Origin of the sequence: Amnibacterium setariae, assembly GCF_003581425.1 — a bacterium.
GTDB lineage: Bacteria > Actinomycetota > Actinomycetes > Actinomycetales > Microbacteriaceae > Amnibacterium > Amnibacterium setariae.
On the sequence record NZ_QXTG01000001.1, the window covers coordinates 1,380,677 to 1,402,822 of the forward strand.

Annotated in this window: 24 protein-coding genes; 19 read left to right on the top strand and 5 right to left on the bottom strand. The window is 72.5% G+C overall.

Annotated elements, in window-relative coordinates:
- From prmC to D1781_RS07075, 19 genes are all read left to right on the top strand, one after another.
- Complete coding sequence (prmC, locus tag D1781_RS06985; protein ID WP_119481467.1) at positions 1 to 873, top strand: peptide chain release factor N(5)-glutamine methyltransferase; 873 nt, start codon at positions 1 to 3, stop codon at positions 871 to 873.
- Positions 874 to 934: 61 nt separating this feature from the next.
- Positions 935 to 1,669, top strand: a complete 735-nt coding sequence (locus D1781_RS06990; protein WP_119481468.1) for an L-threonylcarbamoyladenylate synthase — start codon at positions 935 to 937, stop codon at positions 1,667 to 1,669.
- Positions 1,666 to 2,889: an MraY family glycosyltransferase gene (locus tag D1781_RS06995; RefSeq protein WP_233551066.1), complete on the top strand. Its 1,224-nt coding sequence runs from the start codon at positions 1,666 to 1,668 to the stop codon at positions 2,887 to 2,889. Before D1781_RS06990 ends, D1781_RS06995 begins: the two co-directional genes overlap by 4 nt.
- Entirely contained in the window at positions 2,886 to 3,308 is a 423-nt protein-coding gene (locus D1781_RS07000; RefSeq protein ID WP_119481469.1) for a hypothetical protein, read from the top strand. The genes D1781_RS06995 and D1781_RS07000 overlap by 4 nt, the downstream gene beginning before the upstream one ends.
- A gap of 155 nt (positions 3,309 to 3,463) precedes the next feature.
- On the top strand, positions 3,464 to 4,246 hold the full coding sequence (gene atpB / locus D1781_RS07005) for a F0F1 ATP synthase subunit A (protein WP_233551067.1): 783 nt from the start codon (positions 3,464 to 3,466) through the stop codon (positions 4,244 to 4,246).
- Positions 4,247 to 4,327: 81 nt separating this feature from the next.
- The gene (atpE, locus tag D1781_RS07010; protein WP_119481471.1) at positions 4,328 to 4,558 is read left to right on the top strand and encodes a F0F1 ATP synthase subunit C; all 231 of its coding nucleotides are present in this window, start codon (positions 4,328 to 4,330) and stop codon (positions 4,556 to 4,558) included.
- Between the two features lie 32 nt (positions 4,559 to 4,590).
- Positions 4,591 to 5,145 (top strand): F0F1 ATP synthase subunit B, encoded by a 555-nt coding sequence (locus D1781_RS07015; protein ID WP_233551069.1) that lies wholly within the window; start codon positions 4,591 to 4,593, stop codon positions 5,143 to 5,145.
- A gap of 28 nt (positions 5,146 to 5,173) precedes the next feature.
- Positions 5,174 to 5,962, top strand: a complete 789-nt coding sequence (locus D1781_RS07020) for a F0F1 ATP synthase subunit delta (protein WP_119481473.1) — start codon at positions 5,174 to 5,176, stop codon at positions 5,960 to 5,962.
- Positions 5,963 to 6,002: 40 nt separating this feature from the next.
- Complete coding sequence (atpA, locus tag D1781_RS07025; RefSeq protein WP_119481474.1) at positions 6,003 to 7,640, top strand: F0F1 ATP synthase subunit alpha; 1,638 nt, start codon at positions 6,003 to 6,005, stop codon at positions 7,638 to 7,640.
- 3 nt (positions 7,641 to 7,643) lie between these two features.
- Complete coding sequence (locus D1781_RS07030; protein WP_119481475.1) at positions 7,644 to 8,540, top strand: F0F1 ATP synthase subunit gamma; 897 nt, start codon at positions 7,644 to 7,646, stop codon at positions 8,538 to 8,540.
- A gap of 14 nt (positions 8,541 to 8,554) precedes the next feature.
- On the top strand, positions 8,555 to 10,012 hold the full coding sequence (atpD, locus tag D1781_RS07035) for a F0F1 ATP synthase subunit beta (RefSeq protein WP_119481476.1): 1,458 nt from the start codon (positions 8,555 to 8,557) through the stop codon (positions 10,010 to 10,012).
- A 2-nt stretch (positions 10,013 to 10,014) separates the two neighbouring features.
- A complete protein-coding gene (locus D1781_RS07040) occupies positions 10,015 to 10,275 on the top strand; it encodes a F0F1 ATP synthase subunit epsilon (RefSeq protein ID WP_119481477.1) in 261 nt (86 codons plus the stop codon).
- Between the two features lie 49 nt (positions 10,276 to 10,324).
- Positions 10,325 to 11,041 (top strand): YaaA family protein, encoded by a 717-nt coding sequence (locus D1781_RS07045; RefSeq protein ID WP_119481478.1) that lies wholly within the window; start codon positions 10,325 to 10,327, stop codon positions 11,039 to 11,041.
- Between the two features lie 39 nt (positions 11,042 to 11,080).
- Positions 11,081 to 12,172, top strand: coding sequence for a dipeptidase (locus tag D1781_RS07050; RefSeq protein ID WP_119481479.1), 1,092 nt, complete (start codon positions 11,081 to 11,083; stop codon positions 12,170 to 12,172).
- A 133-nt stretch (positions 12,173 to 12,305) separates the two neighbouring features.
- Entirely contained in the window at positions 12,306 to 13,889 is a 1,584-nt protein-coding gene (locus D1781_RS07055) for an ABC transporter substrate-binding protein (RefSeq protein ID WP_119481480.1), read from the top strand.
- Between the two features lie 67 nt (positions 13,890 to 13,956).
- Entirely contained in the window at positions 13,957 to 14,967 is a 1,011-nt protein-coding gene (locus D1781_RS07060) for an ABC transporter permease (protein WP_233551071.1), read from the top strand.
- Positions 14,964 to 15,839 (top strand): ABC transporter permease, encoded by an 876-nt coding sequence (locus D1781_RS07065; RefSeq protein ID WP_119481482.1) that lies wholly within the window; start codon positions 14,964 to 14,966, stop codon positions 15,837 to 15,839. Before D1781_RS07060 ends, D1781_RS07065 begins: the two co-directional genes overlap by 4 nt.
- A complete protein-coding gene (locus tag D1781_RS07070) occupies positions 15,836 to 16,648 on the top strand; it encodes an ABC transporter ATP-binding protein (protein WP_199706416.1) in 813 nt (270 codons plus the stop codon). Before D1781_RS07065 ends, D1781_RS07070 begins: the two co-directional genes overlap by 4 nt.
- Complete coding sequence (locus D1781_RS07075) at positions 16,645 to 17,424, top strand: ABC transporter ATP-binding protein (RefSeq protein WP_119481484.1); 780 nt, start codon at positions 16,645 to 16,647, stop codon at positions 17,422 to 17,424. The genes D1781_RS07070 and D1781_RS07075 overlap by 4 nt, the downstream gene beginning before the upstream one ends.
- A gap of 24 nt (positions 17,425 to 17,448) precedes the next feature.
- On the opposite strand, the gene D1781_RS07080 is transcribed toward D1781_RS07075, so the two are convergent.
- From D1781_RS07080 to D1781_RS07100, 5 genes are all read right to left on the bottom strand, one after another.
- Positions 17,449 to 18,036, bottom strand: a complete 588-nt coding sequence (locus tag D1781_RS07080) for a DNA-3-methyladenine glycosylase I (protein WP_119481485.1) — start codon at positions 18,034 to 18,036, stop codon at positions 17,449 to 17,451.
- A gap of 136 nt (positions 18,037 to 18,172) precedes the next feature.
- Positions 18,173 to 18,661, bottom strand: a complete 489-nt coding sequence (locus D1781_RS07085) for a TspO/MBR family protein (protein ID WP_158590030.1) — start codon at positions 18,659 to 18,661, stop codon at positions 18,173 to 18,175.
- A gap of 107 nt (positions 18,662 to 18,768) precedes the next feature.
- Entirely contained in the window at positions 18,769 to 20,124 is a 1,356-nt protein-coding gene (locus D1781_RS07090; RefSeq protein ID WP_233551073.1) for an NAD(P)/FAD-dependent oxidoreductase, read from the bottom strand.
- Positions 20,121 to 21,533 (bottom strand): aspartate aminotransferase family protein, encoded by a 1,413-nt coding sequence (locus D1781_RS07095; RefSeq protein WP_119481487.1) that lies wholly within the window; start codon positions 21,531 to 21,533, stop codon positions 20,121 to 20,123. The genes D1781_RS07090 and D1781_RS07095 overlap by 4 nt, the downstream gene beginning before the upstream one ends.
- A 63-nt stretch (positions 21,534 to 21,596) precedes the next feature.
- Positions 21,597 to 22,076 carry an Lrp/AsnC family transcriptional regulator gene (locus D1781_RS07100; RefSeq protein WP_233551075.1) on the bottom strand — a complete coding sequence of 160 codons (480 nt, stop codon included), beginning with the start codon at positions 22,074 to 22,076 and terminating at the stop codon, positions 21,597 to 21,599.
- Positions 22,077 to 22,146: the final 70 nt, after the last annotated feature.

Genomic DNA, 22,146 nt, shown 5'->3' on the forward strand with positions numbered 1-22,146 from the left:
GTGACCGGGCTGCCGCCGCGCCGCGCGGACGAGCTGCTCCGCGCCGCGGTCGGCCACCTCCGCCTCGCCGACGTGCCGGACCCGCGGATCGACGCCGAGCTGCTGCTCGCGCACGTCCTCGGCGTGAACCGCGGCCGGGCACAGGCGCTCGCCCTGCTCGGCTCCTCCCTGTCGCAGCCGGTCGCCGACCGGTACCGGGCGCTCGTGCTGCGCCGCGGTCTCCGCGAGCCGCTGCAGCACCTCACCGGCGTCGCGCACTTCCGCCGCATCGAGCTGCTCGTCGGCCCGGGCGTCTTCGTGCCCCGGCCGGAGACCGAGGTGCTCGTCGAGCACGCGCTCCGCGGCCTGCCCGAGGGCGGCACCGCGGTCGACCTCGGCACGGGCAGCGGCGCGATCGCGCTCTCGATCGCGCACGAGCGCCCCGACGCGACGGTGATCGCCCTCGAGCGCAGCCCGGAGGCGTTCGCCTGGGCGGAGCGCAACCGCCAGCACGTCGGCGCCGCGAACGCCCGGGTGCTGGCGGGCGACCTCGCCGTCGCCGCCGACCTGCTGCCCGAGCTGCTGGCGGGCGTCGACGTCGTCGTGTCGAACCCGCCGTACGTCCCCGACGGCATGGTGCCGCGGGACCCGGAGGTGCAGCGCTTCGACCCGGCCGCGGCGCTCTACGGCGGCCCGGACGGGCTCGACCCGATGCGCGCCGTCGTCGCGACCGCCGAGCGCCTGCTGCGCCCTGGCGGCCTGCTCGCCGTCGAGCACGGGGAGCTGCAGGGCGAGGGCACCCGGGCGCTGCTGGCCGACGGGTGGACGGAGGCGGCGACGCACCCGGACCTCACGGGCCGCGACCGCGTCACCACCGCCCGCCGCGCCGGCTGATCCCGCGAGCCGCCGCGGGGCTGCCCCGGGAACCGGGGACGCGGCGGCTACGATGACGGCCATGGCGACGGTCGTCGATTGCGCCGATCCCATCAGCCTGCTGCCGGGGATGCGCGAAGCCCGCGCCGCGATCGCTCGCGGCGATCTCGTCGTCATGCCCACGGACACCGTGTACGGCATCGCGGCGGACGCGTTCCAGCCGGACGCGGTGCAGGCGCTGCTCGACGCGAAGGGCCGCGGCCGCAGCGCGCCGCCGCCCGTGCTCGTGCCGAACCGCTCCACGCTCGACGCGCTCGCCGAGGAGGTGCCGGAGGCCGTCGTGAGGCTCGCCGACGCGTTCTGGCCCGGCGGGCTCACGATCGTGCTCCCGGCGCGGTCGACGCTGGCCTGGGACCTCGGCGAGACGGAGGGCACGGTCGCCCTCCGCATGCCGGACGACCGCATCGCCCTCGAGCTGCTCGCCGAGACCGGCCCGCTCGCCGTCAGCTCCGCGAACCGCACCGGCGAGCCCGCCGCGCAGACCGCGCAGGAGGCGCTCGACCAGCTCGGCGACTCGATCGACGTGTACCTCGACGGCGGCCGCACCCCGGGCGCCCTGCCCTCCACGATCGTGGACGCGACCGGGCTCGTCGACGGCAGCGGACCGCTCCGCGTGCTCCGCGAGGGCGTGATCACGCGGGACCAGCTCGAGGCGGTCGTGCCCGAGGCGTTCTCGATCCCCGAGGCGGGTCAGCACGAGGCGACGGAGGACGAGGCGCCGGAGCCCGTCGAGGACGAGGCCGGGTCCTCGGCGTGATCGTCACCCTGCTCGTCGCGCTCGCGGGCGCCGTCGTGAGCTTCCTGATGTCGATCGTCATGTGGCGGGTCGGCATCCGGTACAAGCTCTACCCGGAGATCCGCGCCCGCGACGTGCACACCCGGCCGACGCCGCGCCTCGGCGGCATCGCCATGTACACCGGGCTGCTCGCGGCGCTGCTGATCGCCTCCCAGATCCCGTACTTCAACGCCGTGTTCTTCCAGGGCAACCAGAAGACGATCATCGCGATCCTCTGCGCGGCGACGCTCATCGTGGTGATGGGCGTGCTCGACGACTTCTTCGACCTCGACTGGAGCACCAAGCTCATCGGCCAGGTCATCGCCGCCGGCCTGCTGGCCTGGCTCGGCGGCCTCCAGATCGACCAGCTGCCGATCGGCGGCGTCACCATCTGGTCCACCTGGGTCGCGCTCGCCGTGACCCTCGTGATGATCGTCGTGGTGATGAACATGATGAACTTCATCGACGGGCTGGACGGCCTCGTCGCGGGCATCGCGATCATCGCCAACGGGGCGTTCTTCCTCTACAGCTACATGGCGCTGCAGGCGAGCGGCTCTGCCGTCTACTTCAGCCTCGGCACCCTGATCTCCGCCACCATGTGCGGCGTCTGCCTCGGCTTCCTGCCGCTGAACTGGCACCCCGCCCGGCTCTTCATGGGCGACGCGGGCAGCCTGCTCGTCGGCCTCATGTTCGCCGTCGCGTCGATCAGCGTCTCGGGGAACATGGACCCGGAGATGTTCGTCACGCCGAACGGCTACTCCCGGGCCAGCTACGCCCCGGCGTTCACGCTGCTGCTGCTGCCGGTCGCGATCCTCATCGTGCCGCTGCTCGACTTCGGGCTCGCCGTCGTGCGCCGCATCGCGGCGGGCAAGAGCCCGTTCAGCGCGGACCGGAAGCACCTGCACCACCGCCTGCTCGACATGGGCCACAGCCGCCTGCACGCGACGCTGATCTTCTACGCCTGGACCGCCGTCATCTCCGTCGGGTCGCTGCTGTTCCTCGTCGCCGACCAGGTCGTCGCGTGGAGCTTCATCGGCGGCGGGCTGGCCGTGTGCGCGGTCGCCACGCTCGCGCCGCTGTCCCGCCGCAAGCGCCGCGAGTACGCGGTGCAGGTGGAGCCGGTCGCCACGACCACGAGGGAGATCGCCGTGCTCGACCCGCTCGACCGCGCCGCGACGGCGCCGAAGGAGCGGTCCGCGTGAGCGGCGCGTTCGACAGCGCCGGCGGCGTGCTCCGGCGCGCGCTCGTGCTCGGCGCGATCGTCGCGGCGGCCATCGCCGTGATCGCCTCGGTGGTGGGCGTGATCACCGCCGGCACGCCGGGCCTCGTGAGCGGCCTGCTCGGCGCCGCGTTCGCGCTGCTGTTCCTCGGCGTCACGGCCGCGAGCCTGCTCGTGGCGGGGCGCTTCGACGGGCTCGGCACGAACGCGTTCTTCGCCGCGCTGCTCGCCGGCTGGCTCGTGAAGTTCGTCGTGTTCCTCGTCGCGATGCTCGCGCTCCGCGATCAGCCGTGGGTCGCGCCCGGGGTCCTGTTCGGCGCCGTCGTCGCGACGGTGGTCGCCTCGCTCGTGGTCGACGCCGTCGTCGTCAGCCGCGCGCGCATCCCCGTCGGCACGCGCTGATCGAGCACGATCCTCCTGCTCTCATCCTGATTCCGCGTCCCTGACGGGCGACCGGGTCCGATAGGGTTGAGCACGGCCACCTGACCGCGAGGCACGACGTCGCGCCCACGACCATGGAGAGAGCGCTGCTTCACCACGCCTTGACCCAGATCAGCATGGCCGCCGAGGACGGCGGTTTCCATGCCCCGACCATCGCGGAGTTCTTCCCGCCGATCGTCCTCTTCGAGGGCACCCCGTTCGCCCTGAACCGGATCATGCTCATCCGCCTCGCGGTGATGCTGGTGCTCGTCCTGTTCGTCGTGATCGGCACGCGCTCGCTCAAGGTCGTCCCGACCCGCGGCTCCTCGCTCGTCGAGTTCCCGTTCAACTTCGTGCGCAACAACATCGCGTACGAGGTGCTCGGCGAGCACGACGGCAAGCGGTTCCTCCCGCTCATCACGACGATCTTCTTCCTCGTCATCGGGATGAACATCACCAGCGTGATCCCGGGCCTGAACATCGCCGGGACGAGCGTCATCGGCCTCCCGCTGCTGCTCGCGGTGATCGCCTGGGTCGTGTTCATCTACGCCGGCCTCAAGAAGAACGGCGTCGGCTTCCTGAAGGCCTCGCTCTTCCCGCCGGGGGTGCCGAAGGCGCTCTACCTGCTGCTGACGCCGATCGAGTTCCTGTCGACCTTCATCCTGCGGCCGGTCACGCTGACGCTGCGGCTCACGATGAACATGCTCGTCGGCCACCTGCTGCTCGTGCTGTTCTTCTCGGCGACCTGGTTCTTCTTCTTCCAGCAGGGCCCGAACGGCTTCAGCTTCTTCGGGCTCGGCACGCTCGTGTTCGGCTTCGCCTTCACGCTCTTCGAGCTCTTCGTGGCCGCGCTGCAGGCGTACATCTTCGCCCTGCTCACGGCCGTCTACATCCAGCTCTCGCTCGCCGACGAGCACTGACCCCTGACCGGCCGACCGGTCGGAACGACCCGGAGGGCGCGCCAGTCGCGCGCCCGACGCCCACGAAAGGAAAACCAGCAAGTGGACACCACCACGCTCGCCGCCCTCTCCGGCAACATCGCGACGGTCGGCTACGGCCTCGCGGCGATCGGCCCGGGCATCGGCGTCGGCATCGTCGTCGGCAAGGCCATCGAGGGCATCTCCCGTCAGCCGGAGCTCCAGGGCCGCCTGCAGACGCAGATGTTCATCGGCATCGCGTTCACCGAGGCGCTCGCCCTCATCGGCATCGCCACCGGCTTCATCTTCCGCTGATCCCTCCCGCGACAACTCTGAAAGGAGCCGTCATGGGTGGGCACATCCTGATGGAGACCTCCGGCGGGACTGGACCGTTCGGGCCGCTCGCGCCCGAGCCGTACGACCTCGTCTGGTCGGCGGTCATCTTCGTCGTCATCCTGCTGGTCGTCTGGCGCGTCGGCCTGCCGCGCATGGCGAAGCTGCTCGACGCGCGAACCGCCGCGATCGAGGGCAACATCGAGCAGGCGCAGGCCGCGCAGCGCGAGGCCAACGAGGCGCTCGAGCGCTACAACGCGCAGCTCGCCGAGGCGCGCGTGGAAGCGGGGAAGATCCGCGACCAGGCCCGCGAGGACGCGAAGCGCATCGTGGCCGAGGCGCGCGACAACGCGCAGTCCGAGGCCGACCGCATCGTCGCCCAGGGCAACGCGCAGGTCGAGGCCAGCCGGGCCAAGGCCGAGGCGGAGCTCCGCACCGGCGTCGGCACGCTGGCGCTCAGCCTCGCCTCCGGCATCGTCGGTGAGCACCTCGACAAGGACGAGAACTCGGTCGCGTACGTCGACCGCTTCCTCGCCGACCTCGAGGTCGAGCACGGCGCCAGGCCGTGACCGAACCGACCGGAACGGGAGTCCGCTGATGGGTGCCGCCACCCGTGCCTCCACCGCGGCCGCGGTGGCCGAGCTCGAGACGATGAAGCGGCCGGCGGCCGACCTCGGCGAGCAGCTGCTCGCCGCGGCGCGCGCCGTCGCCTCGTCGCACCAGCTCGTCGCCGTGCTCGTCGACCCGGGCGTCCCCGCCGACCAGCGGGCGACGCTCGCGGTGCGGGCCGTCGGCGGCGCGCTCGGGCTGCAGGCGCGCAAGCTCCTCGGCGTCCTCGCGGGCGGCCGGTGGTCCGAGCAGGCCGACCTCGTCGGCGCGATCGAGGAGCTCGGCATCCGGGCCCTCGCGGGTGCGAAGTCCGCCGAGGGGCTCGAGTCCGAGCTGTTCACGGTCCGCCGCGCGATCACGTCCGACGGGCGCCTCGAGCTCGCGCTCGGCAACCACGCCTCGCCGGTCGAGGCGCGGATCGGGCTCGTCGACGCGCTGCTGCAGGACGCGAACCCCGCGACCCGCGCGATCGTGCGGCACGTGGTGCAGCTGCCCCGCGGCCGCAAGCCGGTCGAGGCGATCGACCGGGCGCAGGAGATCGTCGCGGACGCGACGGGCCGCCTGGTCGCGGTCGTCGAGACCGCGCGTCCGCTGAGCGCGGACCAGGCGAACGCCCTCTCGGCACGCCTGGAGGCCGCCTACGGCCGTAAAATCGCTCTCAACCAGGTGATCGAACCGGACCTGGTCGCCGGCCTCCGGATCACGGTCGGCGACGACGTGATCGACGGCTCCGTGCGCGCCCGTCTCGACTCACTCCGCCTGCGTCTCGCGGGCTGACCGACACGACTTCCATCTCGAACGACAAGGGACATCGACGATGACCGACCTCAGCATCAGCCCCGACGCGATCCGCGACGCCCTCGCGGACTTCGCGGCGGCCTACGACCCGGGCAAGGCGTCCGCCACCGAGGTGGGCACCGTGATCGACGCCGCCGACGGCATCGCGCACGTCGAGGGCCTCCCCAACGTGATGGCGAACGAGCTCGTCGTCTTCGGCAACGGCGTGCGCGGCCTCGCGCTGAACCTCGACGAGGACGAGATCGGCGTCATCGTGCTCGGCGAGTTCCAGGGCATCGAGGAGGGCCTGGAGGTGCGCCGCACCGGCGAGGTGCTCTCCGTGCCCGTCGGCGACGCCTACCTCGGCCGGGTCGTCGACCCGCTCGGCAACCCGATCGACGGGCTCGGCGTCATCGAGACGACCGAGAGCCGCGCCCTCGAGCTCCAGGCCCCCGGCGTCATGCAGCGCAAGAGCGTCCACGAGCCGATGCAGACCGGCATCAAGGCGATCGACGCGATGATCCCGATCGGCCGCGGCCAGCGCCAGCTGATCATCGGCGACCGCCAGACCGGCAAGACCGCCATCGCCATCGACACGATCATCAACCAGAAGTCGAACTGGGAGTCCGGCGACCCGCAGAAGCAGGTCCGCTGCATCTATGTCGCGATCGGGCAGAAGGGCTCCACGATCGCCTCCGTGCGCGGCGCCCTCGAGGACGCCGGCGCCATGGAGTACACGACCATCGTCGCGGCCCCCGCGTCCGACCCGGCCGGCTTCAAGTACCTCGCGCCCTACACCGGCTCGGCCATCGGCCAGCACTGGATGTACGACTCGAAGCACGTCCTGATCATCTTCGACGACCTGTCCAAGCAGGCCGCCGCCTACCGCGCCGTGTCCCTCCTCCTGCGCCGTCCGCCGGGGCGCGAGGCCTACCCGGGCGACGTCTTCTACCTGCACTCCCGTCTGCTGGAGCGCTGCGCGAAGCTGTCCGACGAGCTCGGCGCCGGCTCGATGACGGGCCTCCCGATCATCGAGACGCAGGCGAACGACGTCTCGGCGTACATCCCGACCAACGTGATCTCGATCACCGACGGCCAGATCTTCCTGCAGTCCGACCTGTTCAACGCGAACCAGCGCCCGGCGGTCGACGTCGGCATCTCGGTCTCCCGCGTCGGCGGCGACGCCCAGGTGAAGAGCATCAAGAAGGTCTCCGGCACGCTGAAGCTCGAGCTGGCGCAGTACCGGTCGCTCGAGGCGTTCGCGATGTTCGCGTCCGACCTCGACGCCGCCAGCCGCCGTCAGCTCGCCCGCGGCGCCCGCCTCACCGAGCTGCTGCGCCAGCCGCAGTACTCGCCGTACCCCGTGGAGGAGCAGGTCGTCTCGATCTGGGCCGGCACGAACGGCAAGTTCGACGAGGTCGCCGTGGAGGACGTGCTGCGGTTCGAGCGCGAGCTGCTCGACTACCTGAAGCGCAACACCTCGGTGCTCGACACCCTGCGTGAGACGAACGTGCTGGGCGACGACACGGTGGCCGCGCTGAACGAGTCCGTGGACGAGTTCAAGAAGCAGTTCACGACGGGCGAGGGCAAGCCGCTCGCCTCCGTGGGCAAGGAGAGCTTCGAGGCCGCGGACCGCGAGGACGTCGAGCAGGCGCAGATCACCCGGAACCGGAGGTAGCGCGTGCCGGCCCAGGTCCGGGTCTACCGCTCGCGCATCCGGAGCGCGCAGACCACGAAGAAGATCACGCGCGCGATGGAGCTCATCTCCGCGTCGCGGATCGCGAAGGCGCAGCAGCGCGTCGCGGCGAGCCTGCCGTACGCGCGCGCCGTGACCCGAGCCGTGTCCGCGGTGGCGACGTACTCCAACGTCGACCACATCCTCACGAGGGAGTCCGAGAACCCGCGTCGCGCGGCGATCGTGATCTTCTCGTCGGACCGCGGTCTCGCCGGCGCGTTCAACTCGAACGTGCTGCGCAAGAGCGAGGAGCTCGCTGAGCTGCTCCGCGGCGAGGGCAAGGAGGTCGTCTCCTACCTCGTCGGCCGCAAGGCCGTCGGCTACTACCGCTTCCGCCGGCGCGAGTACGTGCAGGACTGGGTCGGCGGCACGGACAACCCGGACGCGGACACCGCGCACGAGATCGCCGAGGCGGTCGTCGGCGCGTTCGTGAAGGACACGGACGAGGGCGGCGTGGACGAGATCCACATCGTCTACAACCGCTTCGTGTCGATGCTGACGCAGACGCCCGAGATGCTGCGGCTCCTGCCGCTCGAGGTCGTGGAGGGCGTCGAGCAGCCGGGCGAGTCCGAGGTGCTGCCGCTCTACGAGTTCGAGCCGGACTCCGCCGAGGTGCTCGACGCGCTGCTCCCGGTCTACATCGAGTCGCGGATCTACGCCGCGATGCTCGAGAGCGCGGCGAGCAAGCACGCCGCCACCCAGCGGGCCATGAAGGCCGCCTCCGACAACGCGGACAAGCTGATCCGCGAGTACACCAGGCTCGCGAACAACGCGAGGCAGCAGGAGATCACCCAGCAGATCTCCGAGATCGTCGGCGGCGCAGACGCGCTGTCGAGCAGCTGAGGAAGGACAGAGCCATGACGCTCACCGCTCCCGAAGAGCAGAAGACGGTCGAGCCCGGCGTCGGCCGCGTCGCGCGCGTGACCGGCCCCGTCGTCGACATCGAGTTCCCGCACGACGCGATCCCCGAGGTCTACAACGCCCTCAAGACGACGATCGTGCTCGGCGACGAGTCGCAGGAGATCACGCTCGAGGTCGCGCAGCACCTCGGCGACGACGTGGTCCGCGCGATCGCGCTGAAGCCGACCGACGGCATGGTCCGCGGCCAGGAGGTGCGCGACACCGGCGCCCCGATCTCGGTGCCGGTCGGCGACGTGACCAAGGGCCACGTGTTCAACGTGACCGGTGACGTGCTCAACCTCGAGCCGGGCGAGCAGCTCGAGATCACCGAGCGCTGGCCGATTCACCGCAAGGCTCCGAACTTCGACCAGCTCGAGTCGAAGACGCAGCTGTTCGAGACCGGCATCAAGGTCATCGACCTGCTGACCCCGTACGTGCAGGGCGGCAAGATCGGCCTGTTCGGCGGCGCCGGCGTCGGCAAGACCGTCCTCATCCAGGAGATGATCTACCGCGTCGCGGCGAACCACGGCGGCGTGTCCGTGTTCGCCGGCGTCGGCGAGCGCACCCGCGAGGGCAACGACCTCATCGGCGAGATGGAGGAGGCGGGCGTCTTCGACAAGACCGCCCTCGTCTTCGGCCAGATGGACGAGCCGCCCGGGACGCGCCTGCGCGTCGCGCTGTCCGCGCTGACGATGGCGGAGTACTTCCGCGACGTCCAGAACCAGGACGTGCTGCTCTTCATCGACAACATCTTCCGGTTCACGCAGGCCGGCTCCGAGGTGTCGACGCTGCTCGGCCGCATGCCCTCCGCGGTGGGCTACCAGCCGAACCTCGCCGACGAGATGGGCGTCCTCCAGGAGCGCATCACCTCGACGCGCGGCCACTCGATCACCTCGCTGCAGGCGATCTACGTGCCGGCGGACGACTACACCGACCCGGCCCCGGCGACGACGTTCGCGCACCTCGACGCGACGACCGAGCTCTCCCGCGAGATCGCGTCCCGCGGCCTCTACCCGGCGGTCGACCCGCTGACCTCGACGAGCCGCATCCTCGACCCGCGCTACCTGGGCGAGGACCACTACCGCGTCGCGACGACGGTCAAGCAGATCCTCCAGAAGAACAAGGAGCTGCAGGAGATCATCGCGATCCTCGGCGTCGACGAGCTCTCCGAGGAGGACAAGATCACGGTGTCGCGTGCGCGCCGGATCCAGCAGTTCCTCTCGCAGAACACGTACATGGCGACGAAGTTCACCGGTGTCGAGGGCTCCACGGTCCCGCTGAAGGAGACCGTCGAGTCGTTCGACGCGATCGCCAAGGGCGAGTTCGACGACGTCCCGGAGCAGGCGTTCTTCAACGTCGGCGCCATCTCGGACGTCGAGGAGAAGGCCGCCCAGATCGCGAAGGAGAACGGCTGATCATGGCCGACCTCACGGTGAACGTCGTCTCGGCCGACGAGCAGGTCTGGTCCGGCCAGGCCTCGATGGTCGTCGCCCGGACGAAGGAGGGGGAGATCGGCATCCTCGCCGGTCACCAGCCGCTCCTCGGCATCCTCTCCGCGGGCGAGGTGCGCATCACCGCCGCGGACGGCGGCCGGATCACCGCGAACGCGGAGGACGGCTTCATCTCCGTGGAGAACGACACGGTGACCATCGCGGCCCGCGCGGCCGCCCTGGCCTGACCCGTTCCGAGAAGGGGCGGCTCCTCGTGAGCCGCCCCTTCCGCACGTCGTGATCGTCCTGCTGCCGCCGTCGGAGACGAAGGCGGAGGGCGGCGCCGGCGTCTACGACCCCGCCGCGCTCGGCTTCCCGTCCCTGCGCGGGCGTCGGCGCACGGCCGCCGCCGCGCTGAAGCGCGTGCCGCTCGCGGAGGCGCCGGGCGTGCTGAAGCTCGGCGCCCGCAACGCGCACGAGGCCCGCTGGAACCGCGAGCTGTCGACGGGCGCCGCTCTGCCCGCGGTCGACCGCTACACGGGCGTGCTCTACGACGGCCTCGCCGCGGGCGCGCTGCCCGCCGAGGCGCGTCGTTGGCTCGACGAGCACGTCGTGATCGCCTCCGCGCTGTTCGGCCTCCTCCGCGCGAGCGACCCGATCCCGCTGTACCGCCTGTCCGGCTCCACGGCGCTGCCCGGCCTGCCGCTCAAGGCGCACTGGCGGGACGCCGTGAGCGCGGCGATCGCGGCGACGGGGGAGTGGGTGCTCGACGCCCGGTCGGAGGCGTACGTCGCGCTCGGGCCCGCGCCCGCGGGCAGCGCCTTCCTCGCGGTCGAGACCGCGGAGGGGCGTGCCCTGAACCACTTCAACAAGCACGCGAAGGGCGAGCTCGTCCGCGCGCTGGCGACGACCGGCGCCGAGGCGGGCTCCCGTAACGAGCTGCTCGCGTGGGCGCAGCGGTACGGCGTCGCGCTCGAGCCCCGCGGCGACGCCGACCTCGTCCTCCGCGTCTGACCGGCGTCGAGGGAGCCCGCGCTCTGCAAGGCTGAGGGCATGGCACAGCGGGTCTCGGCGACGGCGGCGGCGGAGGCGGTGACGCGCGCGCTGGAGCTCGCGCCGATCATCGACGGGCACAACGACTGGCCGTGGGAGCGGCGGGAGCAGCACGGCTCCTCCGTCGCGGGGCTCGAGGGGCCGCTCGCCGGCCACACCGACCTGGTCCGGCTGCGCCGCGGCCGGGTCGGCGCCCAGTTCTGGAGCGTCTTCGTCGAGGACGAGGGCCGCGGCAACGACGCGGTCGCCGAGACGCTCGAGCAGATCGACCTCGTCCACCGCATGGTCGAGGCCCACCCCGACGACCTCGTGCTCGCCCGGTCGGCGGCCGACGTCGAGGCGGCCCGCGCCTCCGGCCGGATCGCCTCCCTGCTCGGCGCCGAGGGCTCGCACAGCATCGCCGACTCGCCCGCCGTGCTCCGCATGCTCGCGGCCCTCGGCGTGCGCTACCTCACGCTGACCCACAACCGGAACAGCGCGTGGGCCGACTCCGCCACCGACGAGCCCGTCCACGGCGGGCTCACCGAGCGCGGCCGCGCCTACGTGCGCGAGCTGAACCGCCTCGGGATCCTCGTCGACCTGTCGCACGTGGCCCCGTCGACGATGCACGCCGCGCTCGACACGACCACGGCGCCCGTCATCTTCAGCCACAGCTCCTGCCGCGCGCTCAACGATCACCCGCGGAACGTGCCGGACGACGTCCTCGTCCGGCTCGCCGGCAACGGCGGCGTGATCATGATCACGTTCGTCCCCCAGTTCCTCGACCGGGCGTTCATGGAGTGGAATCGCGGCGGCCGGGAGGGACCCGCGCCGCAGGTGCCGATCTCCGTCGTCGCCGACCACGTCGAGCACGCCCGCGAGGTCGCCGGCGTCAAGCACGTCGGGCTCGGCGGCGACTTCGACGGCGTCGACGTGCTCCCCGACGGCATGACCGGCGTCGACGCCTACCCGCTCGTGCTCGACGAGCTCGCCCGGCGCGGGTGGAGCGCGGCCGACCTCGCCGGGCTCGCGGGCGCGAACGTCCTCCGCGTGCTCCGCGCCACCGACGCCGCCTTCGCGGGTGACCGGGAGCCGACCGCGCTCGAGCGGTGAGCCCGGGTCACGGATCGGTTGCGATCGGCGGGCGAACGGCGGGTGCGAAACGCCCCCGAAACCCTGGAGTCGTAGCGTGCCCCCGTTCGGATGCCCGGGGAAGCCCGGGAGCCGCTCGGACCCGAGGAGACCGATGAACCACCTGCCGGCGCGGCTGACCGCGATGACCGCGACCGCTGCGGCCGTCGCGCTGATCGTGACGGGCTGCTCCTCGAGCAGCGGCGGCGGCCAGAGCACGAGCAGCAAGACGCTCGTGGTCGACAACGCCTTCGACCTGAAGACCTCGGACCCCGCGCGGGCGTTCGAGCTGACCGGGTCGATCGTCGACAAGGCGATCTACGAGACCGCGCTGACGTTCAACGGCAGCGACGTCACGAAGCCGGTCCCGCAGCTCACGACCTACACGATGAGCGACGACGAGAAGACGATCACGCTCACGCTGAACGGGAAGCACGTCTTCTCCTCCGGCAACCCGGTCACGATCGACGACATCGTCTGGTCCTACAAGCGCGTGCAGGGCATCGCGGGCAACCCCTCGTTCCTGCTCTCGAACCTCTCGACCGGCAAGCCGTTCGCGATCACGAAGACGTCGGACACGACGATGACGATCACGGACACGCAGCCGAACCCGGCGCTGCCGACGATCCTGCCGAACCCCTCGCTCGGCGTGCTCGACTCGAAGACCCTCGAGGGGCACGGCGGCACCACGGGCAAGGACGACGGCGCGGAGTCCTACCTGAACGCGACCTCGGCCGGCTCCGGTCCCTACCAGCTGTCCTCCTACAACGTGAGCAGCAAGGTCGTCTTCAAGCCGAACCCGAAGTACGTCGGCGACAAGCCGGCCTACGGCCGCGTCGTGCTGCAGAACGTCAAGGGCCCGTCGCAGAAGATCGACGTGCAGGGCGGCTCGGCCCAGCTGGCGCTGAACCTGAACTCGCAGCAGGTGAACGGGCTCGCGTCCGGCTCGATCAAGGTCGTCAAGACCCCGTCGGCGAACGTCGGCTACCTGTGGCTGAACCAGAACGCCGGCGTCTCCGGCGGCCTGACGAACCAGCCCGACTTCGTCAAGGGCGTCCGCCACGCGATCGACTACAAGGCGATCCAGACCATCGCGGGCAGCGGCTCGACCCAGCCCGGCGGCATCGTGCCGTCGCAGTTCCTCGGCTCGCTCGAGTCCGACGAGAACAACACCACCGATGCGGCGGCCGCGAAGTCGGACCTCGCGAAGTACCAGGGCCGGTCGATCACCCTGTCCTACCCGACGGACGCGGCGCTCGACGGCGTCTCCTTCGCGGACATGGCGCAGTCGGTGCAGTCCGACCTCGAGGGCGCGGGCGTGAAGGTCAAGCTGAACGGTCTGCCGATCGCGACCCTGCTCGACTCCTTCCGGGCGGGCAAGCTGCAGGCCGGCCTCATGTACTGGGGCCCCGACTTCCCGGACCCCTCGGACTACCTGACCTTCAGCCCCGGCGAGGGCCTCGGCCTCCGGGCCGGCTGGACGAAGGACATGGCGCCCGAGGTCACGAAGGCGAAGGAGGCCGCGATCGCGGCCCAGGGCGACGCCCGCGCCGCGGCCTACCAGGCCTGGCAGAAGGCGGCCAACGCGGACGGCGCCTTCGTGCCGCTCGTGCAGGCGGCCAAGTACGCGGTGACGAACGGCGTCAGCGGCGTCACGCAGAACGCGATCTGGACGGTTGACCTCGCCACGATCGAGTAGCGCACTCGACGAGCGCGCGGAGACCGCCGCCCGGGCCGCTCGGCCCGGGCGGCGTCTGCCGCCGCTGGTGCGCTACGTCGCGATCCGTCTCGGGCTGTCGCTGCTGCTCCTCGTCGGCGTGACGATCGTCACGTTCGTCCTCACCAACCTGGTCCCGGGCGACCCGGTCATCGCCGCGCTCGGCCAGCGGGCCGCCGACGACCCGAAGATCGTCGAGGCCTACCGCGCCGCGCAGGGCCTCGACCAGCCGCTCGTCGTGCAGTACTTCCTCTACCTCGGCCACCTGCTGCAGGGGAACCTCGGCACGTCGATCGGCACGCGCAACCCCGTCGTGCAGGACCTCGGCTACGCGTTCCCCGCGACCGCCGAGCTCGCGGTCTTCGCCATCGTCGTCGCGGTCGTCGTCGGCCTCGTGCTCGCCGTCGTCGCGGCGCTGCGCCGCAACCGGTTCTCCGACCAGCTCATCCGGGCGATCAGCGTCGTCGGCATCTCCGTGCCCACCTTCTGGCTCGCGGTCGCGGCGTACTTCCTGTTCTTCTTCGTGCTGCACTGGACCCCGGGCTCGGGCCGCCTCAGCCCGATCTACGACGCCCCGCCGCGCGTCACGGGCCTCTTCACCGTCGACGCCCTGCTCGCCGGCCAGCCCGACGTCGCGGCGGACGCGTTCGCGCACCTCGTGCTGCCGGGCTCGGTGCTCGCGGTCTACACGCTCGGCCTGCTCGTCCGGTTCGCCCGGTCGTCGATCCTCGACGTGCTGAACCAGGACTACGTGCGCGCCGCCCGCGCGAAGGGCCTCTCCTCCGGCCGGGTCGTCGTCGCCTACCTCCTGCGGGGCGCGCTGCTGCCGATCCTCACGATCGTGGGCCTCGCGTTCGGCTCGCTGCTCTCGGGCGCCGTGCTCACCGAGCAGGTCTTCGCCTGGGGCGGCATCGGCCAGTACGCGTTCCGGGCCGCGACCTCGCTCGACCTGCCATCGATCATGGGCGTCGGCCTCGTCGTCGGCGTCGTCTACATCACCGTGAACTTCGTCATCGACCTCGTCTACGGCTTCGTCGACCCGCGGGTGCGCGTCGGATGACCGCCCTCCCCGCCGTCCGCCGGCGCTCCCTCCGCCTCCCGGTCGCGTGGCGCCGGCCCGCCGCGATCGGCGGCGCCGTGGTGCTGCTCGCCTGGATCGTGATCGCCCTCCTCGACCCGGTGATCGGGCTGCAGGGTCCGCTGCAGCGCGACGTGGAGGTCGCGCTGCAGGCGCCCTCCGCGGCGCACCCGTTCGGCACCGACGAGCTCGGCCGCGACGTGCTCGCGCGCACCCTGTGGGGCGTGCAGGCGTCGCTGCCGCTCGCCGTCGTCCTGGTCGCCGGGTCGCTCGTCATCGGATCCCTGCTGGGCGCGGTCGCCGGCTACCTCGGCGGCGTCGTCGACGAGGTGATCATGCGCATCGCCGACCTCGTCTTCGCGTTCCCGACGATCATCCTCGCGATGGTGGTCGCCGCGGCGCTCGGCCCCAGCCTCGCGAACGCCGTCGTCGCACTGCTCATCGTGTCGTGGCCGAACTACGCCCGCGTCATGCGCGCCCTCGTGCTCGGCGCGCGCGGGCAGGAGTACGTCGTGGCCGGCCGGCTGCTCGGCGCCGGGCCGTTCACGTCGCTGCGCCGCGACGTGCTGCCGAACGTCTCCGCGCCGATGCTGGTGCTCGCGATGCTCGACTTCGGCAACCAGATCCTGCTGCTCGCCGGCCTGTCCTTCCTCGGGCTCGGCGCGGTGCCGCCCACGCCGGAATGGGGGTCGATGGTCGCCGACGGGGTCGAGCAGTTCTCGAGCTGGTGGCTCGCCACCTTTCCGGGCCTCGCGATCTTCTCGGTCGTCGTCGCCTTCAACCTCATCGGCGACTCGCTCCGCGACGCGCTCGACCCGCGCATCGCGGGCGCCGTGCAGGGGTCGTCGCTGTGAGCGGGCTCGAGATCCGCGGGCTCGCCCTCGAGCTCGGCGGCAGGAGGATCCTCGACGGCGTCGACGTCGACGTGCCCGCCGGGCAGGTCACCGGCCTCGCCGGGGAGTCCGGGTCCGGCAAGACGATGACCGGCCTCGCCGTGCTCGGTCTGCAGCCGGCGGGGGCCCGCCGCTCCGGCACGATCGCCTACGACGACGGGAAGGTGCGGGTGCCGAACCTGCTCGACCTCCGTCCCGGCGCGATGAACCGGCTGCGCGGCCGCCGGATCGCGATGGTCTTCCAGGACCCGACCGCGAGCCTCCAGCCGATGCTGTCGATCGGCACGCAGCTGACCGACCACATGCGCCGGCACCTGGGGCTGTCCCGGGCCGCCGCGCGCACCCGCGCCGCAGAGCTGCTCGAGCGCGTCCGCGTGCCGTCGCCGGAGGCCGCGCTGCGGCGCTACCCGCACCAGTTCTCGGGCGGGCAGCTGCAGCGCGTCGCGATCGCGATCGCGATCGCCTGCGACCCGGAGGTGCTGATCGCCGACGAACCGACCACGGCGCTCGACGTGACGGTGCAGGCGGGCGTGCTCCGGCTGCTGCGCGAGCTGACCGACGACCTCGGGCTCGCCGTGCTGCTCGTGACGCACGACCTCGGGGTGATGTCGGCCGTCGCCGACACCGTCGCCGTGATGCGGGACGGGCGCGTCGTCGAGCACGGGTCGCGCTACCAGGTGATCCGCGAGCCCAGGACGGCCTACGCGAGGGAGCTCGTCGAGTCCCTGCCGCGCACGCCGCCGCCGGGCACGGGGGAGGGGTCCGCATGACGACTCGACTGGCCGTGGAGGGCGCGACGGTGACGTACCGGCAGCCCGGTCGGGGCGTGCTGACGGCCGTCGACGGCGTCGACCTCGAGGTCGGTGCCGGCGAGGTCGTCGGCCTCGTGGGGGAGTCCGGCTGCGGCAAGTCGACCCTCGCCCGCGCGGTCTGCGGCCTCGAGCCGCTGGCCGGCGGCCGGATCCTCCTCGACGGGGAGCCGATCGGCCGCCTCGGTCTCCGGTCGCGCCCGGAGCGGCTGCGGCGCATCCAGATGGTGTTCCAGAACCCGTACGCCTCGCTCAACCCGCGTCGCCGGGTCGGCGCGCAGATCGAGGACGGCCGCCGCGTCTCCGCCGGGGAGGCGCCCTCCGTCGTCGAGCTGCTCGAGTCGGTCGGGCTCGAGGCGTCCGCCGCCTCCCGGTACCCGCACGAGTTCTCCGGCGGGCAGCGGCAGCGCGTCGCGATCGCCCGGGCGATGGCCGCGGGCCCGGAGCTGCTGATCGGCGACGAGCCGATCGCGTCCCTCGACGCGAGTCTGCAGGCGCGCGTCGCGGCCCTCATGCGCCGGGTCGCGCTCGAGCGCGGTGCATCGCTGCTGTTCATCAGCCACGACCTCGCGGTGGTCCGCGTCATCGCCGACCGCATCGCCGTGATGCAGGCGGGCCGGATCGTCGAGCAGGGGCCAGCGGAGCAGGTGTGGGCGGATCCGCAGCACCCCTACACGCGCCGCCTGCTCGCCGCGATCCCGATCGCGGACGGGCTCGGGCGCCTCCCCGTGGTCTGACGAGGGGCGACGGAGTGCCCCGGGTCAGTCGCGCGCGCGCCAGCAGCCGTCGACGTGGTCGTCCACGAGGCCGGCGGACTGCATGAGCGCGTAGACCGTCGTCGGCCCGACGAAGCGCAGGCCCTCGCGCTTCAGCGCCTTCGCGAGCGCCTTCGAGGTGCTGGTCGACGCGGGCACGTCGCCGAGGTCCGCGGGCCGCACGTGCTCGGCCCGCGCCGCGTCCGCGAACGACCAGACGAGCGCGTCGAGGGCGCCCTCGCCGTCCCGCTCGCGGAGCGCGGCGACCGCGCGGGCGTTGTCGACCGCCGCCTCGATCTTCTGCCGGTTCCGCACGATGCCGGCGTCGCCGAGCAGCCGTTCGACGTCCTCCGCGCCGAACGCGGCGACCGCCTCCGGCTCGAACCCGGCGAAGGCGGCGCGGAACGCCGGTCGCTTCCGCAGGATGATCAGCCAGGACAGCCCGCTCTGGAAGCCCTCGAGCGTCAGCTTCTCGTAGAGCGCCCGGTCGCCGTGCAGGGGGACGCCCCACTCGTCGTCGTGGTAGGCGGCGTACAGGTCGCCGGTCGCCCACGGGCAGCGGGCGCGCCCGTCGGACCCGAGGACGGCGGTCATGAGGGGGAGGGTAGCGGGAGCGGGGAGCACGCCGGGACGGTAGGCCGCGCCCTGCGCCCCGGGGCCGTCCGAGCGCCCGCCGGGTCGATCCGGGTCGGTCCCGGCCCTGGGGAGGAGCGGATCGCCGGCCCGGCGCTCAGCCGAGCGAGATCAGGACCGCGTCGCCCCAGTTCAGCGTGCTCGCGTAGAGGATCCAGGCGAGGTACGGCAGGAGCAGCAGCGCGGCGCCGCGCGACACCGGCCACGCGGTCGCGATCGTCGCGACGACGAGCAGATCGAGCAGGACGATGATGCCGACCGCGATCCACAGCGCGCCGACGCCGATGAGCGGGTAGCCGCCGAAGAACACCGGCGTCCAGAGCGCGTTGACGACGAGCTGCGCGACGTAGAGCACGAGCGCGCCCTGCGCCTGCCGCCGCCAGAGCAGCCAGCCGGACACGGCGATGAGCAGGTACAGGACCGTCCAGACCGCGCCGAACGCCCAGTCCGGCGGCGTCCACGTGACGTGCGGGACGCGGGCGTACCAGCCGTCGACCTGGGCGATGCCGACCGCGGTGCCGAGCGCGGCCACGGCGGCGGCGATCAGCACGAAGACCAGGAGCACGACGACGTCGCGCCCGGTCACGCCGCGACCGGGGCGCGACGGGCCGGGGCGGCGGCTCACGGTCGTCCAGGACAGATGCGCTCCCTCGTCGCGGCAAGCCTAGGGCGACGAGGGGCCGACGCCCCGGCTCATTCCCTTCCGAGTCGGCCCGACACCGCGGCGACGCGGGAGGGGACGCCGGTCGCCTCCTCCTCCCGGTCCGCGATCGACAGCGAGCCGATCACGGCGTTCACGCCGGCGAACCGGAGGGGCTCCGGCTCCCACCGCGGCGGCCGCTTCCCGACCCACGGCAGCGCGGTGAGCGGGGTGCGCCGGTCGGTGACGAGGTCGGCGACCGTGCGCCCCGCGAGGTTCGCGGTGGCCACGCCGTCGCCGACGTAGCCGCCCGCGACGACCACCCGTCCGCCCGCGAGCGGCGAGACGAACGGGTGCCAGTCGCGGGGCACGCCGAGCGGGCCGCCCCAGCGGTGCGTGAACCGCGCGCCGTCGAGCGCGGGGAACAGCGCGACCGCGGCGCGCTCGAGGTGGCGGTGGACGATCGCCGACCGGTCGTACCCGGGCCGGATGGCGCTGCCGTAGTGGTACCGGGCGCCGCGCCCGCCGAAGACGAGCCGGTCGTCCGCGGTGCGCTGGCCGTAGACGAGGTTGTGCCGGAAGTCCGTCACCGTCGCGCCGCGGGGCAGCCCGATCCGCTCCCAGACCGCCTCCGGCAGCGGCTCGGTCGCGGTCACGAGGGAGTAGAGCGGCAGGATGCGCCGGCCGATGCCGGGCAGCTCGGCGCCCCAGGCCTCCGTCGCGACGACGACGCGGTCCGCGATCACGGTGCCCTCGGTCGTCGTGACCCGGCCGGGCGCGATCCCGGTCGCGCGCGTGCGCTCGAAGATCCGGGCGCCGCGCGCCTCGGCCGCCCGGGCGAGGCCGCGGACGAGCTTGCCGGGGTGCACGCTGGCGCAGGTCCCGGTGAACAGCGCCGAGCCGAGCGTCGCGTCGGTCACGCGCTCCGGCACGGGCAGGCCCGCCTCCTCCGCCTCCCGCTGCTCGTCGCGCGCCGCGCGGTCCGCCACCGCCGTGCGGATCAGCGAGAACGTGCCCCGGCGGTCGTAGTCGCAGTCGATCCCGAGCGCCGCCGCGGCGCGGCCCACCTCCGCCACCGTGTCCGCGATCGCCAGCGACATCGCGCGGGCGGCGTCCGCGCCGTGGCGACGCGCCAGCTCGGCCGGCCCGATCGGCAGCAGCGCCGACACCCAGCCGCCGTTGCGGCCGGAGGCGCCGAACCCGGCGAACTCCCGCTCGAGGACCACGACGCGGGCGTCGGGCTCCCGCTCGAGCACCGACACCGCCGTCCAGAGGCCGGTGAAGCCGGCGCCGACGATGCACACGTCCGCCGCCACGTCGCCCGGCAGGGCCGGCCGCGGGGCGAGGTCGTCGATGCCGCGCTCGGCCAGGTCGTCGAGCCAGAACGAGGTCGACCTCGCGTCCGTCACAGGCGGGACCAGGCCTCGGTCAGCACGCCGCGCAGGATGCCCTCGATCTCGTCGAACTCGGGCTCGCCGATGGTGAGCGGCGGGGCGAGCTGGATCACGGGGTCGCCGCGGTCGTCGGCGCGGCAGTACAGGCCGGCGTCGAACAGGGCGGAGGAGAGGAACCCGCGCAGCAGCCGCTCGGACTCGGCGTCGTCGAAGGTCTCCTTCGTCGCCTTGTCCTTCACGAGCTCGATCCCGAAGAAGTAGCCGTCGCCGCGCACGTCGCCGACGATCGGCAGGTCCTGGAGCCGCTCGAGGGCCGCGCGGAACAGCGGGCTCTTCTCGCGGACCCGCTCGTTCAGGCCCTCCTCCTCGAAGATCGCGAGGTTCTCGAGCGCGACGGCCGCGGACACCGGGTGGCCGGCGAACGTGTAGCCGTGGGCGAACGAGGTCGAGCCGTGGCGGAACGGCTCGAACAGGCGCTCCGACACGATCGTCGCGCCGATGGGGGAGTAGCCGCTCGTCATCGCCTTCGCGCAGGTGATCATGTCCGGCCGGTAGCCGAACGTGTCGCACGCGAACGTCGACCCGATGCGGCCGAAGGCGCAGATGACCTCGTCGGACACGAGGAGCACGTCGTGGCGGTCGCAGATCTCCCGCACCCGCTGGAAGTAGCCGGGAGGCGGCGGGAAGCAGCCGCCCGAGTTCTGCACGGGCTCGAGGAACACGGCCGCGACCGTGTCCGGGCCCTCGAGCAGGATCTGCTGCTCGATGCGGTCCGCCGCCCAGCGCCCGAACGCCTCGAGGTCGTCCGTCGGGCCGCCGGCCTCCTCGGCCCGGTAGAAGTTCGTGTTCGGGACGCGGAAGGAGCCCGCGGGCAGCGGCTCGAACGGCGCCTTCATGCCCGGCAGGCCGGTGATCGCCAGGGCGCCGTGCGGGGTGCCGTGGTACGCGTACTGGCGGGAGATCACCTTGTACTTCGTCGGCTTGCCGATCAGCTTGAAGTACTGCTTCGCGAGCTTGTACGCGGTCTCGACGGCCTCGCCGCCGCCGGTCGAGAAGAACACGCGGTTCAGGTCGCCGGGCGCGGCGAGCGCGAGCCGCTCCGCGAGCTCGATCGCGGCCGGGTGCGCGTAGGACCAGATCGGGAAGAACGCGAGCTGCTCGGCCTGCTTCGCCGCCGCCTCCGCGAGCCGGCGCCGGCCGTGCCCGGCGTTCACGACGAACAGCCCGGAGAGGCCGTCGATGTAGCGCCGGCCGCTCGCGTCCCAGATGTGGTGGCCCTCGCCCTTGACGATGATCGGGACGCCGTCCGCCTCCACCGCGCTCTGCCGCGAGAAGTGCAGCCAGAGGTGGTCCTTCGCCTTGCGCTGCAGGTCCGCGTCGACGGCGGGCGCGGGGTCGGGCACGAGCTGGTCGGTGACGGTCATGGTCTCCCTCTCGATGGCGTGGTCTCGAGGCCCGCTGCGCTCGCACCTCGACCGGCGGACGGGCTAGCGGACGCCCCAGTGGTAGGCCTGCTTGCGCAGCTGCAGGTAGACGAAGGTCTCGGTGGCGGTGACGCCGGGCAGGCGGCGGATCTCGCCGTTCAGCAGCTCGATCAGGTCGTCGTCGTTCTCGCACACGACCTCGGCGAGCAGGTCGAAGGTGCCGGCGGTCATCACGACGTAGTCGACGGCGGGGATCTCGGCGAGCCGGTCAGCGACCTCCCGCACGTCGCCGGAGACGCGGACGCCGATCATCGCCTGCCGGGTGAAGCCGAGCTGCATCGGGTCGGTGACCGCGACGATCTGCATCACGCCGGCCTCGGTCAGGCGCTGGACCCGCTGCCGCACCGCCGCCTCCGAGAGGCCGACGTGCTTGCCGATGTCGGCGTAGGAGCGGCGACCGTCCTCCTGCAGCTGGTCGATGATCGCCTTCGACACGTCGTCGAGGTGGACGGGCGTCGCCTGGTCGCGCACTCGGGAGGCCACGACGGAGGAGTCTGGCAGGGGATCGGCCCCGCCGCTACCGGATCCGTCGTCGCGGCGGCGGCGAACCGCC